Genomic DNA, 13,262 nt, shown 5'->3' on the forward strand with positions numbered 1-13,262 from the left:
TGGGACATCAAAAAAAGTTGTTTTTAAAATACTATTACAAATCAGCTAAATCACACTTATTGTGTGTAATCATTTGATTTAGATCAAATTACACTTGCATAATCAAAATAATGATCTAATATTTGCAACAAATCCAAGTGCATGAATACCTCATTTGAACGTTGCGAGAACACCAAAGTAGAATGGCTTACACCGCCACAATTGGTCAAACAATTGGGCGATTTCGATTTAGATCCTTGTTGTCCAGTAGAGGCGCCATTTTACCACGCAAAAAAACATTACACCATTATAGATGACGGTTTGAGTAAAGAATGGAAAGGAAGAGTCTATCTCAATCCGCCTTATGGCAGAGGAATGGAATTGTGGTTAGAAAAACTAAAACACCACGGCAACGGGATAGCCTTAATTTTTGCGAGAACTGAAACTAAATGTTTCTTTGAACACATCTGGCATGATGCCGATGCAATCCTATTTGTAAAAGGGAGAATTAAATTTTATCATGTTTCGGGTGTTCAAGGCGGAACTCCCGGAGCACCAAGCGTATTTATCGCCTACGGAAAAGAAAATGTAATCGCGTTACAAAACAGCGGTATTGAAGGACGGTTTTTGTCATTGAAGTAATCAATTAGGCTTAGCTAATTTCATAACAAATGAACTCGGCTATATTAAACTCTGCATCAATAATCCATTCGTTTTCTAATAATAATTTTTTCAGGGCTTCGTTTTCATTTGCAACTTCTTCAACAATACCTATAACTTGCATGTTTTCCACCTCGTCACCGTTTGGTGATGTGGTGTTGCCCTCGGGTGTTATGAATATAAACTTTTTCATTATTACATTTTCTTATACGTTCCTCTTCCATTAAACTCAATGATTCCTCTATCTCTTAAAAACTGAAGTTGCTGTCTGATTTTGTCTTTAATAAAGTTATTGTTTGGATACTTTACTTTCAAATCACTTTCAAATTTATAAATTTCATTTAATGTAAAATCTTTATTGGGTATTTTTTCAATACAACTTAATATGTCTAATATCCATCCTTTTGCGTCAGCATTTTTATTTCTTAAAAAGGTAGTTTTAGAAAAAGCCGTTTGAACAACATTAGGTTGAATAATTTTTGACTTTTCAACCAAGAAAATTTTTCCTAATTCAGAGACTTTAGAAATATCAATATTACAACCTGTCCATCCAGCTCTTCTAGCTGTATCCGACAAAGGTTTTCTTTTAATAATGATATCCGGAGTGAAAAACTGCTTTGGTATAATTAAAAAATTATCAACTTTTAACTCTTTACTATACGTTAAAAAGAAAAAATTTGGATTGGTATCAGAGGTAATCCTTTGAATCATGGTATCGTAAGCGCCATCTGTTATAGTAGTGCCTAACTTACCGCCTTTGCTTTTCAATTCAAATTCTTCCTGACACTTTATACAATAAAAATCAGCAACAGGTCTGTTGTTTTCATAATCATTTAATGGGTTTTCTCCACAGTTTGGACAATAGGAGTTTTGCTTCACCCAACCTTCAGTTAAAACCCTAGCAATTTGAGAATTACTTGTATATCCTTTTATTAGCTCTTTATTAAAATGTAAATCCACTGACCTTCTTCATTATATAAGTATTGGGTAAATATAATACTAATTACAATTCATATCTCAAGACTATTTTAAAAATGGTTTTGCTCGCATAAAAATGGTGTGTTTCCGTAAAAATAATAAAATTGGATTTTAAAATTTGGCAAGACAAGAGTACTTATAAACAAAATAAAAGGACCTATCACAATTCACTAACATGTTTAAATTGATTTAAAACTATACAACACTATCAATCCCTTTAGGGATGCTATTTTGGTAGGGATGTATTTTAATGCATCCCAATAAAAACAAATCAAAAAAGAAATCTCATCTCGTGAATTCTAAATTGGTTCGTTGAAAATATAGCGTTCGTCATAATCAATCTCAAACAATTTTAGAAAATCTAAATATTCTTCTCTAAAAGGTTTGGTACTATGATGTTCTTCCTGCTTTTCGATATATTTAATAACCGCGTCAACATGCGATTTTGAATAGGAAAATGCACCATAGCCTTCTTGCCATTCAAATTTTACTTTTAAAAATTGTTTTTCGTTAATCCATTTTGACGAATTTCCTTTGATGTCTTGCATTAAATCGGATATGGTTTGTGTTGGTCGCATTCCTATAAATATATGAACATGGTCTGGCATTCCATTTATGGCTAACAATTTATGGTTGTGATGCTTAATTATACCTGAAATATATTGGTATAACTCTTTTTGAAAAGCTGGATGTATTAATCCGTCGCGGTATTTGACTGCGAAGACGAATTGGATGTGGATTTGTGTGTAGGTATTTGCCATTTTTATTTTTTATGTTCAACGGATTGAAATCCGTTGTTACCGAAATATCATCCCTAACGGGATTTTGATGTTTTTGTTTGTATTAACGGATATAATCCGTATTATTTTGATATCCACGGATTGAAACCCCGTATTATTATTTATAACAACGGGTTGAAACCCGTTGCTACCGAAATATCATCCCTAACGGGATTTTGATGTTTTTATTTGTATTAACGGGTATAATCCGTATTATTTTTGATATCCACGGGTAAAACCCGTTGCTACCGAAATATCATCCCTGACGGGATTAGATAATTTCATGACAGATGAATTCGGCTATATTGAACTCTGTATCAAAAATCCAATCGTTTTCTAGTAGCAATTTTTTTAGGGCTTCGTTTTCATCTGCTACTTCTTCAACAATACCGATTACCTGCATGTTTTCGACTTCATCACCGTTTGGTGCTGTGGTATTGCCTTCTGGTGTTATGAAGATGTATTTTTTCATGCAGATGATTTTTTTCAATTAAAAAGAAAAGGAATTGTACTAGCTTTTCGTAAAAATAATAAAATTGGATTTTAAAATTTGGCAAGACACGAGTACTTATAAACATTTTTTACTAAGGCTTGGTATTCAATTCCATCGTTATCAATGACAATTGTTTTCCATGTATTCGTTAGTTCTTACTTCGAAGACTCGCGTTCAATAATGCTCGTAGAAAGCTCTACTGTTCGAGGCGTGAAAGGTTTACCATCTTTACGGGCATTCATTTCTTCAAGGAGTAGCTCAAAGGATTTGGCACCCATTTCGTAACTTGGTTGATCGACAGTGCTGAGTTTTGGTGTGATGACTTGCGACATGAACCAGTTGCTAAATCCGATGATTTTTATTTGTTGTGGAATGGGAACATTGACTTCGTTGCAATGGGCTAATACGCCAACGGCTACTAAATCAGTAATGGCAAAGATGCCATCCACATCGGGATGGTCGGCAAGGATTTGTTTGGCAAATGTTTTTCCTTCTTCAAAAGTTACGTTTTGGCAGGTGTACACCAATTTGGAATCGAAAGGAATTTGGTTTTGTTCGAGTGCTTTCTTGTAGCCCAAAAAACGGTCAATAGCGTTTTGCGGATTTACTGGTCCGCGAATGTGGGCTATTTTTTTGCATCCTTTTTTTATAAGATGTTCAGTAGCTTCAAAAGCGGCTTTTTGGTCGTTGATGATTACTTTGGAACTTGGAATTAGTTTGGCGATTTTATCAAATTGCACAAAAGGTATTTCGCGGCGCATGATTTCTTTGATATGTTCGTCGCCATTGGACTCGTTGGACAAGGAAATGATGATACCATCCACACGTTTGTTCAACAAGAGTTCTACTTGTTTTTTTTCGAGCTCCATCGACTCATTCGATTGAAGGATGATGACGAGATAGCCTTGCTTTTCCGCTTCGGCTATGATACCGTTAATTACATTGGAAAAAAAATGGTGTACCACTTCGGGAATAATTAATCCGATGGTTCTGGATTCTTTGGTTCTGAGGTTAACGGCAAACGAATTGGGTGTGTATTGAAGATTTTTAGCAAGCTCTAAAACGGCATTACGTGTTTTAGCACTAACATCGGGATAGTTTTTTAAGGCTTTGGAAACCGTTGTAATAGAGATTCCTAATGTTTCGGCTATTTGTTTTAAAGTTGTCTCTTTCATTTAACAAATATGATAAAAATTTCTCAAAAGACAATCGAAAACGTTTTCGGTGTTTTCGAAAACGTTTTCGATATATATTTGATAAAAAATAGTGGTTAAAAAATATAATTTCGGAATTAAATCCATTAAAATTTATTAACCAAACAATTTTACAAAAATGAAAAAAACTACCTTATTACAACGCAAGTTGTCTTTTTTATTGGTCTTTTTTGTCTATCAGTTTGCTTTTTCGCAGTCAGGAAGCTTGACGGGAAAAGTAACCGATGCGAAAGGTCAGCCCATTATTGGCGCCAATATTAGTGTTGACTCTAGTTCAAAAGCTACTATTAGTGATGCCGATGGTAATTATACTATTGGCGGTTTAACCAACGGTGAAGTATCAGTAACAGCTTCAAGCATTGGCTATGCTACTCAAAAAAACAAAGTAACCATTTCAGGAGCAACTACCTTAAACTTCGAATTAGCTGAAGAAGCTAACGCACTAGAAGAAGTAGTAGTAACAGGAGTTGTAAACCCAAGAGCAAAAATCAAATCGAGTGTTTCTATTACAACGCTGGATGTGAAACAAGTAGAGCAATCAGCACCACGCTCAACAGCAGAGATTTTTAGAACTATTCCTGGTATTCGTTCTGAATCATCAGGTGGTGAAGGAAATGCTAATATATCGGTTCGTGGAGTTCCTATTTCATCTGGAGGTTCTAAATATTTACAATTGCAAGAAGACGGATTGCCTGTATTATTATTTGGTGATATTGCTTTTGCTACTGCCGATATCTTTACTCGTTTTGACCGCAATATTGCAAAAGTGGAGGCTATTCGTGGTGGTTCTGCCTCAGTATTATCGTCTAACTCGCCAGGTGGTATCATTAACTTTATCAGCAAAACTGGAAAGACAGAAGGTGGAAGTATGGTGACAAGTTTTGGTTTGGATTATAACGATTTTAGAACCGATATTGAATATGGTGCTCGAATTGGAGACGGATTGTATTTTCACGCTGGTGGATTTTACAGAACTGGTGAAGGCGTTAGAAGTCCTGGTTTTTCAGCCAACAATGGTGGACAATTTAAAATGAATATTACTAAAGAATTTGAAAGTGGTTCGGTAACGGTTTATACTAAATTCTTAAACGACAGAGCAGCAGCTTATATGCCAATGCCTGTTCAAGTAACAGGAACTAATGCTAGTCCAAACTGGAGCAGCGTTAGAGGATATGATGCTACATCGGGTGCTTTGCAATCGGTTTATTTAAAACACAATGTTGGTCTTGGTCCTGATGGAAACGTTAGAAGAGGTGATGTGGCTGATGGTATGAATCCTGTTTCTAAAACCATTGGTGTATCGGCTAATTTTGATTTAGGCGAAGGATGGAAAGTAACTAATAACGGTCGTTTTTCTTCTAACAGTGGACAATTTATTGCTCCATTCCCAGCAGAAGTTGCTTCGGCTAGTACGATTGCCAATTCATTTGGTGCAGGTTCTACTTTGTCTTATGCAAACAATGGTGCTGCGTTTAACACTGCAAACGGATTGGTGGCACGAATTCACATGTTTGACACGCAACTGAATAATTTTAATAACTTTATGAATGATTTGAGAGTTACTAAAAAGTTTGATAAAGTGGGTGTTACAGCAGGTTATTTTAAATCGATTCAAAACATTTCGATGTCGTGGTTGTGGAATTCGTATCTACAAGAAGTATCAGACAACAATCCAAGATTAATTAATGTTACCGATGCTAGTGGTACTTTATTATCTGATAACGGATTGTATGCTTATGGAACACCATTTTGGGGTAACCTTGCTAGAAATTATGACACGCAACATGGCGTATCAGCACCTTATGCTAATATTACTTTTGATGCTACCGATGCTTTATCGCTTGAAGGAGGAATTCGTTATGACATGGGACAAGTAAATGGTTCGTTTGCTGGTGGAACATCAAGTGCGTTTGATATCAACAATGATGGTTCGCTTTCTGCACCAGAACAAAACGTTTTTGCGGTAAATACTACTAGTACAACTGCTGTTGATTATGACTATGATTATGTTTCTTACTCTATTGGTGCTAACTATTTGTTGGATGCTCAACAATCGGTTTTTGCTCGTTATAGTAAAGGTGCTTCTGCTAAAGCCGATAGAATTTTATTCTCAGGATTAGACTATTTGGATGGAGATAAAATCAACTCTCTTGACTTTTTAGCACAAGCTGAGATTGGATACAAAAGAAAATTCGCTAAAGGTTATGTATATGCTACATTCTTTACTTCTACTACTACAGAAGAAGGTGGATATGAAGCTACATCAAACAGCATAATCGAAAACGATTATAAATCATTAGGTTTAGAGGTTGAATCGTCTTATAATGTAAACGAAGATTTAAATTTAAGAGGTGCATTTACGTACACAAAAGCTGAAGTAACATCGGGTGCAAATAATGGAAATGAGCCAAGAAGACAACCAAAAATGATGTATAACTTTATTCCAACGTATAAATTTGGAAAAAGTGATAACACTTTAGGATTGAGCTTTATTGGACAAACCAAATCGTATGCACAAGACAATAATGAGTTGGTTATGAATGGATTTGTTGTTGTAAATGGATTTGTAGAATTCGGAATTACAAAAGGATTATCATTAAATGTTGCCGGAAATAACTTGTTCAACACCTTAGCTATTACTGAGGCAGAAGAAGGAAGTATTACGGATAACACCACCAATATTGTAAGAGCAAGACCATTGCCAGGAAGATCATTATCTATGGCATTGTCTTATAAGTTCTAAGAAAAAGTTTCATGTTAGTTTGAATAATTCCTGTATCATAAATTTATGGTATGGGAATTATTTTTAAAGTAAAGAGTACTATTGCAATAAGTAAAAAGTATCAAAAATGAGTGAAAAGAAAGCATTATCGTTTTGGCAGATTTGGAATATGAATTTTGGATTTTTTGGAATACAATTCAGTTTTGGATTGCAACAAAGCAACATGAGCGCCATCTATAAATATCTTGGTGCTGACGAAAGTAGTTTACCAATGCTTTGGCTTGCTGGACCTATTACGGGATTGATTGTTCAGCCCATAGTAGGTGCAATAAGCGATGGCACTTGGTCACCACGATTTGGCAGAAGAAAACCATTTTTTCTTATTGGTGCTTTAATTTCTAGTCTTTGTTTGTTGCTTATGCCCTATTCTAGTACGCTGTTTATGGCGGCTAGTTTGTTGTGGATATTGGATGCTGCAAACAATATTGCTATGGAACCGTATCGTGCATTTGTTGCTGATAAGTTAAACGAAAAACAAATGTCGCTAGGTTTCTTAATGCAAAGCTTTTTTACCGGTTTTGGAATTACGTTGGCTAATTTTACTCCTGCTATATTAGTATCGCTGAGTTTTTTATCTATTACTGATAAAATGGAAAATGGGATTCCAACTTATACTTATTGGGCATTTTTTATTGGTGCCTTTGCCTCTATTTCTTCCGTTTTACTTTCTGTAATTACCACCAAAGAATATCCACCAACAGTAGAAGAGTTAACGCTTATTGAAGAAAAGAAGAAAGAATCTATTTTTAAAACGGTTAAAAATGACATCGTTGAAGCCTTTCAAACTATGCCGTTGACGATGAAACAATTGATACCTGTGAAATTCTTTACTTGGTATGCTATGTTTTGTTATTGGCAATACATCACTTCTTCGCTTTCCTTATCCTTATTTGGCACTACAGACCAAGCTACTGAAGCATTTTCGAAAGCACAACTGTTGACAGGTAGCTTGAATGGAACGTACAATATCATATGCTTTTTAGTGGCTTTCTTGTTGGTTCCATTAGCGATGAAAATTGGTGCTAAAGGCGTTCATTTTTTTGCTCTAACGCTCGGCGGAATAGGTTTATTGTCCATTCCATTATTGAACAATACGGATATCTTATTTACTATGTATAATCCGTTTGGGGAATCGATACCTGTAACCACTATTTTTCTATACTCTTTTGGATTAGGAATTTCTTGGGCTTCTACTATGGCTATGCCTTATCAGCTTTTAGCAGGTTCTATACCTAAAGAAAAAACAGGCGTTTATATGGGTATTTTTAATATGTTTATTGTAATACCCATGGCGATTCAAATACTAACCATGCAGTATTTTGTTTATGATTTATTGGGCAACAATCCGATGAATGTTATCAAATTAGCTGGTGTGTTTTTGGTTCTTGCTGGAATTTTGACCTTATTTATCACCGTAAAAAATAAAAATCAAATCGTAAAAAGTGAATAAAATAGCCTATCAAAAAGCAATTGATTTATTGCATCGTGTATCCAGTCCAAATGGATTTTTAGCTAGTGCAGAAAACACAACTAACTACAACAGGGTTTGGGCTCGTGATGGTGTTATTTGTGGTTTGGCCGCATTGGCTTCTGGTGATGAAAAGCTAATCGCTACTTTTAAAAACACTTTGGAAACCTTGGCAGAACACCAACACGTGATGGGAACAATTCCTTCTAATGTGTTAGTAAAAGAAACCTCAACCGAGGTGAGTTATGGTGGATTAGCCGGAAGAGTTGATGCCGTTACTTGGTATATCATTGGTGTTTGTCAATATGCCTATTCGCAGGATGAACCATCGTTTATTATTGAACACAACACTGCTATTGAAAAAGTTTTTGAATTATTAGAAGCTTGGGAATTTAATAATAAACACTTATTGTATGTGCCGTTATCTGGAAACTGGGCAGACGAATACATCACCGATGGCTATGTTTTATACGATCAATTATTGCGCATTTGGGCTTTAAAGAGTTATAACTATTTTGCAAAAAGTGACATTATTGCTCAAAAAATTGAAAATTGTACCCAGCAAGTGCTACTCAATTTTATGCCCAATACCGAAGGCGAAAAATTCCATCCACGCGCTTATGAAATGGTAGATTTTAAACCGTATATGCCTTGTTCTTTCTCGCCTGCTGGCTATAAAACGCAATTGGATGCTTTTGCCAATTCACTTGTTTTATTATTAAAAATTGGCAACATTGATTTTCAAAAAAAACTAAGTGATTTCCTTTTTAGTTTGGCTTCAGAAATGCCTTTGGGTTTAATTCCTGCTTTTTGGCCGCCTGTTTTTGAAACCGATGAACATTGGAATTTATTAAAGAATAATTGCAAATACGAGTTCCGAAATCATCCGTATGAATTTCATAACGGTGGCAGTTGGTCTATGGTCAATGGTTTTTTTGGATTGGCACTTTCACAAAGAAAAGAAAACACCAAAGCAGAAACCATTTTAACAAAAATTAATGAAGCTAACGCCTTTGACGATTATTCGTTTTATGAAAATTTCAATACAGCAACAAAAGAACCAAATGGTGTTGCGTATTGTGCTTGGAGTGCGGCAGCAAGCGTTTTAGTTCACCAAACATTACATACTAATTTTAAATTATTACTATAAATTGAAACCTATAGATATTATTTGCATCGGAGAAGTACTCATTGATTTTATTGGTCATGAAGTCAATACCTCCATCAATAGAACCAAAGACTATCATCGTTTTCTTGGCGGTTCGCCTACTAATGTTGCGGTTAATAGTTCGCGACTGGGTTTGCATTCCATTTTAGTGGCTTCGTGTGGTCAAGACGGTTTGGGCGATTATGTCATTAGAAAGTTAAAAGCTAATAATGTCAACACCGATTTTATTGGAAAATCAGATACTGTTCCAACTTCAGTCATATTTGTTTCTAAATCGACCGAAACTCCCGATTTTATTCCTTATCGTCAAGCCGATTGCGAAATCTTTGAAAATCAACTACCCGATGAAATCATAGCCAATGCTAAAATATTTCACACCACTTGTTTTGCTTTGAGCAAAAATCCAGCAAGGCAAACTATTTTAAATAGAGCCAAAAAAGCAGCTGAATTGGGTTTAAAATTAAGCATTGATATTAATTTTTCTGAACGCATTTGGCCTGACAGAGAAGAAGCAAAACAAGTTCTTAGCGAATATCTTTCTAATGATCCTTTAGTGAAATTAAGTGAAGATGATTGTTATCGTCTTTTTGCTAGCGTAAAATCAGAAGAATTTATTTTTGATTATTTTCATAAAATGGGTGTGTCAACTATCTGCTTAACTAAAGGTAAAAACGGTGTTGTTGTTTCTGATATTGAAAAAGGTTTATTTTTTCAAAAAGCCATCCCAATCGAAGAAATAAAAGATACTACTGGTGCAGGCGATGCTTTTTGGACTGGTTTCTTGTTTGCACAACTAAGACAATATGATTTGAATACGAGCATTACTATTGCCCAAAAATTAGCTTCTATCAAACTTCAAAATGTTGGTCGATTACCCGATGATATTAATATAAACGAATTGGTTACTTAATAAAAAACCCAACAGTAGTGTTGGGTTTTTTATTTAAGACAAGAACTGCTTCTACCAGAAAATAGTGTACAACGCCGCTAAGATGGATAAGATAATCAACATCCCGACGGTAAAGCTTGGCGACATCTTGAACATGGTTTTATCTACTTCTAAACCATTGGTTTGAACACCTCTTTTAGTTTCATAGCTACTAATAAAATACATTCCGATAACGCAAATTAAGAACACAAATCCCATACGGTCAATAAACGGAATTTCATAAACGCCATCCGCATTTGGCACTGCAAATCCCATTGGGCTTAAAAATGATAAATCGATAAACGCAGGCAGGAATTTGAAAATAATAGAGAACATAAAACCGCCAATGGTGGCAAACAAAGCTGCATTGGAAGTAGTTTTTTTCCAGAAAAAACCTAGGATGAACATGGCAAAAATTCCTGGACTAACAAATCCTGTATATTCCTGAATGTATTGGAAGCCTCCTTTTTTGTCAATTCCTAAAAATGGTGCAACTACTACCGCAATTAGCATGGCTGCAACAATAGTTAGTTTTCCGATGTTGACTAATTTCTTTTCGGAAGCTTCGGTATTGATTTTTTCTTTATAAACATCGAGCGTGAAAATGGTCGCAATACTGTTGGCTTTTCCAGCTAGTGAAGCTACGATGGCAGCGGTTAGTGCAGCAAAAGACAATCCTTTTAAACCGGTTGGTAATAAATTCAACAGAATTGGGTAAGCTCTATCTGGATTTACTGTTCCGTCTTGAAGCATTTCTGTTTGAAAGTGTCCGTTTTGGTATAAAACGTAAGCCGCAATTCCAGGAAGAACAACTATAATAGGCATTAAAAGTTTTAGAAAAGCGGCAAAAAGAATTCCGCCACGCGCTGTTTTTAAATCAGCACCCAAAGCACGCTGTGTGATGTATTGGTTACAACCCCAATAATTTAGATTGATGATTAACATTCCACCTATTAGCACAGAAAGTCCAGGCAAATCCATATAATTGGGATTTGTAGTGTCGAAAATCATGTGGAAATGGTCATCGGCTTTTTCACGCATGAGGTTAAATCCGCTGATGGCACCTTCGGAACCAAATTCAGTTGCGACTAAATTTAGTGCCAAATAGGTAGTTACTAATCCGCCAAGAATAAGGAAAAACACTTGTATCACATCGGTATATCCAATTACTTTCATTCCGCCAAGGGTAATCATAATGGCAAAAATGGCTAAGAAAATCATACAAAAAGTGATGTTTAAGCCTGAAATACTGCTGATGGCTAAAGCACCTAGATAGAGTATTGACGTTAGGTTTACTAGAACGTAAAGCAACAACCAAAACACCGCCATAATCATAGCTACATTGCCGTTGTACCGTTGTTTTAGGTATTGTGGCATGGTGAAAATCTTGTTCTTCAGATAAACGGGCATGAAAAATACGGCAACGATAATCAGGGTCAATGCTGCCATCCATTCATAGGTGGCAATGGCTAATCCCATTTTGAAACCGCTTCCGCTCATTCCGATAAATTGTTCAGCACTGATGTTACTTGCGATAAGCGAAGCACCAATTGCCCACCAAGTGAGCGAACCTTCAGCCAGAAAATAATCGTTACTATTGGTTTGTGCTTTCTTCTTTCGGTTGTATATCCACAATCCATATCCTACGATAATGATAAAGTAGAGGAAGAAAACGATATAATCGTTGGTGGTTAAAGTTTGCATATTATTGGTTTTTGGTTTTGTAATGTTGGTTTGGTAACTCTCTTAAAATCTTCGCGCTTTGTTCGGGTGAAATGTCGCGTTGTGCTTCGCCTAGCATTTCATAACCTACCATGAATTTCTTTACTGTGGCACTTCGCAATAATGGCGGATAAAAATGCATGTGAAAATGCCACTCTGGATGCGAAACTCTATCAGTTGGTGTTTGATGAATTCCAGACGAATATGGAAAAGAAGTGTTGAAAAGATTATCGTATTTGACGGTTATGGCTTTTATCATTTCGGCGAAAGCCGTTGTTTCTTCTTTACTCATAGCGATGATACTTCCAAAATGTCTTTTGCTAATAATCATCGTTTCATAAGGCCATGTTGCCCAAAAAGGAACCACAACCGCAAAGTGATTGTTTTCGATAACCACTCTGTCGCCTGATTTCAATTCTTGGTCCAAATAGTCTTTTAGTAAACTGGTTTTGTTTTTGTCGTAGTACGCTCGAAGATTTTTTTGTGTTTTCTCTACTTGCGTTGGCAGTGACGATTGCGCCCAAATTTGTCCGTGTGGATGTGGATTGCTACAACCCATAACACTTCCTTTGTTTTCAAATATTTGGACATAATTGATAAAATCTTGATTGCCTAATTCGATGTATTGTTCTGCCCAAGTTTGCACCACTTTTTCAATGTCGGAAACTTCCATTTCGGGTAAGGTTAGGTTGTGTTTTGGTGAAAAACACACTACTTTATTAATACCGCGTTCGGGTTTTAGTTGAAACAATGATTTGTTTTTTGTTTCGTATAAAACATCGTCTTTTAATAGGGCTGAAAAGTCATTTTCAAACACATAGCTATTGGTGTAGTCTTCGTTTTTTATACCATTAGCACGAACATTTCCAGCGCATAAATAACAGGTTTCGTCGTGCTCTGGTCTATTGTCTTCAGGAAGGGTTTCGTTTTGTCCTTGCCATGGTCGTTTGGCGCGATGTGGTGAAACTAATATCCATTCGTCTAGTAAGGGATTGTATCTTCGGTGTGGATGTTCGTTATGGTTGAAGTGTTGCATGTTATTTTTTTATTCAACAGATAGTTTTTATTTTTAAAACATTAAGAAATTAAGA

At 35.7% G+C, this 13,262-nt stretch carries 12 protein-coding genes; 5 read left to right on the forward strand and 7 right to left on the reverse strand.

Annotated elements, in window-relative coordinates:
* The first annotated feature begins 141 nt into the window (after positions 1-141).
* On the forward strand, positions 142-621 hold the full coding sequence (locus BC748_RS04370; RefSeq protein WP_133532254.1) for a DNA N-6-adenine-methyltransferase: 480 nt from the start codon (positions 142-144) through the stop codon (positions 619-621).
* Between the two features lie 10 nt (positions 622-631).
* Here BC748_RS04370 and BC748_RS04375 read toward each other — a convergent pair whose 3' ends face one another.
* The 5 genes from BC748_RS04375 to BC748_RS04395 form a co-directional block, all read right to left on the reverse strand.
* Positions 632-832, reverse strand: a complete 201-nt coding sequence (locus BC748_RS04375) for a hypothetical protein (protein ID WP_133532255.1) — start codon at positions 830-832, stop codon at positions 632-634.
* Between the two features lie 2 nt (positions 833-834).
* Positions 835-1,599 (reverse strand): DpnI domain-containing protein, encoded by a 765-nt coding sequence (locus BC748_RS04380; protein WP_133532256.1) that lies wholly within the window; start codon positions 1,597-1,599, stop codon positions 835-837.
* A gap of 317 nt (positions 1,600-1,916) precedes the next feature.
* Positions 1,917-2,378 (reverse strand): IS200/IS605 family transposase, encoded by a 462-nt coding sequence (gene tnpA / locus BC748_RS04385; protein ID WP_133532257.1) that lies wholly within the window; start codon positions 2,376-2,378, stop codon positions 1,917-1,919.
* A gap of 289 nt (positions 2,379-2,667) precedes the next feature.
* Positions 2,668-2,868 (reverse strand): hypothetical protein, encoded by a 201-nt coding sequence (locus BC748_RS04390; RefSeq protein WP_133532258.1) that lies wholly within the window; start codon positions 2,866-2,868, stop codon positions 2,668-2,670.
* Positions 2,869-3,044: 176 nt separating this feature from the next.
* Positions 3,045-4,064 carry a LacI family DNA-binding transcriptional regulator gene (locus BC748_RS04395; protein WP_133532259.1) on the reverse strand — a complete coding sequence of 340 codons (1,020 nt, stop codon included), beginning with the start codon at positions 4,062-4,064 and terminating at the stop codon, positions 3,045-3,047.
* A 157-nt stretch (positions 4,065-4,221) separates the two neighbouring features.
* Here BC748_RS04395 and BC748_RS04400 point away from each other — a divergent pair, with 157 nt between their 5' ends.
* The 4 genes from BC748_RS04400 (at position 4,222) to BC748_RS04415 (ending at position 10,431) form a co-directional block, all read left to right on the forward strand.
* Positions 4,222-6,846 carry a TonB-dependent receptor domain-containing protein gene (locus tag BC748_RS04400; protein WP_133532260.1) on the forward strand — a complete coding sequence of 875 codons (2,625 nt, stop codon included), beginning with the start codon at positions 4,222-4,224 and terminating at the stop codon, positions 6,844-6,846.
* A 106-nt stretch (positions 6,847-6,952) separates the two neighbouring features.
* Positions 6,953-8,335, forward strand: coding sequence for an MFS transporter (locus tag BC748_RS04405; RefSeq protein ID WP_133532261.1), 1,383 nt, complete (start codon positions 6,953-6,955; stop codon positions 8,333-8,335).
* Positions 8,328-9,503 (forward strand): glucosidase family protein, encoded by a 1,176-nt coding sequence (locus BC748_RS04410; protein WP_133532262.1) that lies wholly within the window; start codon positions 8,328-8,330, stop codon positions 9,501-9,503. The genes BC748_RS04405 and BC748_RS04410 overlap by 8 nt, the downstream gene beginning before the upstream one ends.
* Before the next feature lies 1 nt (position 9,504).
* Positions 9,505-10,431, forward strand: coding sequence for a carbohydrate kinase family protein (locus tag BC748_RS04415; protein ID WP_133532263.1), 927 nt, complete (start codon positions 9,505-9,507; stop codon positions 10,429-10,431).
* 51 nt (positions 10,432-10,482) lie between these two features.
* On the opposite strand, the gene BC748_RS04420 is transcribed toward BC748_RS04415, so the two are convergent.
* Both BC748_RS04420 and BC748_RS04425 read right to left on the reverse strand, forming a co-directional pair.
* Positions 10,483-12,153, reverse strand: coding sequence for a sodium/sugar symporter (locus BC748_RS04420; RefSeq protein WP_133532264.1), 1,671 nt, complete (start codon positions 12,151-12,153; stop codon positions 10,483-10,485).
* Position 12,154: 1 nt separating this feature from the next.
* Positions 12,155-13,207 carry a UDP-glucose--hexose-1-phosphate uridylyltransferase gene (locus BC748_RS04425; protein WP_133532265.1) on the reverse strand — a complete coding sequence of 351 codons (1,053 nt, stop codon included), beginning with the start codon at positions 13,205-13,207 and terminating at the stop codon, positions 12,155-12,157.
* Positions 13,208-13,262 lie beyond the last annotated feature (55 nt).

It is taken from the genome of Flavobacterium dankookense (assembly GCF_004362665.1).
Lineage (GTDB): Bacteria > Bacteroidota > Bacteroidia > Flavobacteriales > Flavobacteriaceae > Flavobacterium > Flavobacterium dankookense.

Bases quoted from the DNA above. Each gene is read 5' to 3' on its own strand.
- BC748_RS04400 (WP_133532260.1), top strand. From the start codon at position 4,222: ATGAAAAAAACTACCTTATTACAACGCAAGTTGTCTTTTTTATTGGTC.
- BC748_RS04420 (WP_133532264.1), bottom strand. From the start codon at position 12,153: ATGCAAACTTTAACCACCAACGATTATATCGTTTTCTTCCTCTACTTT.
- BC748_RS04375 (WP_133532255.1), bottom strand. From the start codon at position 832: ATGAAAAAGTTTATATTCATAACACCCGAGGGCAACACCACATCACCA.
- BC748_RS04390 (WP_133532258.1), bottom strand. From the start codon at position 2,868: ATGAAAAAATACATCTTCATAACACCAGAAGGCAATACCACAGCACCA.
- tnpA (WP_133532257.1), bottom strand. From the start codon at position 2,378: ATGGCAAATACCTACACACAAATCCACATCCAATTCGTCTTCGCAGTC.
- BC748_RS04370 (WP_133532254.1), top strand. From the start codon at position 142: ATGAATACCTCATTTGAACGTTGCGAGAACACCAAAGTAGAATGGCTT.
- BC748_RS04425 (WP_133532265.1), bottom strand. From the start codon at position 13,207: ATGCAACACTTCAACCATAACGAACATCCACACCGAAGATACAATCCC.
- BC748_RS04395 (WP_133532259.1), bottom strand. From the start codon at position 4,064: ATGAAAGAGACAACTTTAAAACAAATAGCCGAAACATTAGGAATCTCT.
- BC748_RS04405 (WP_133532261.1), top strand. From the start codon at position 6,953: ATGAGTGAAAAGAAAGCATTATCGTTTTGGCAGATTTGGAATATGAAT.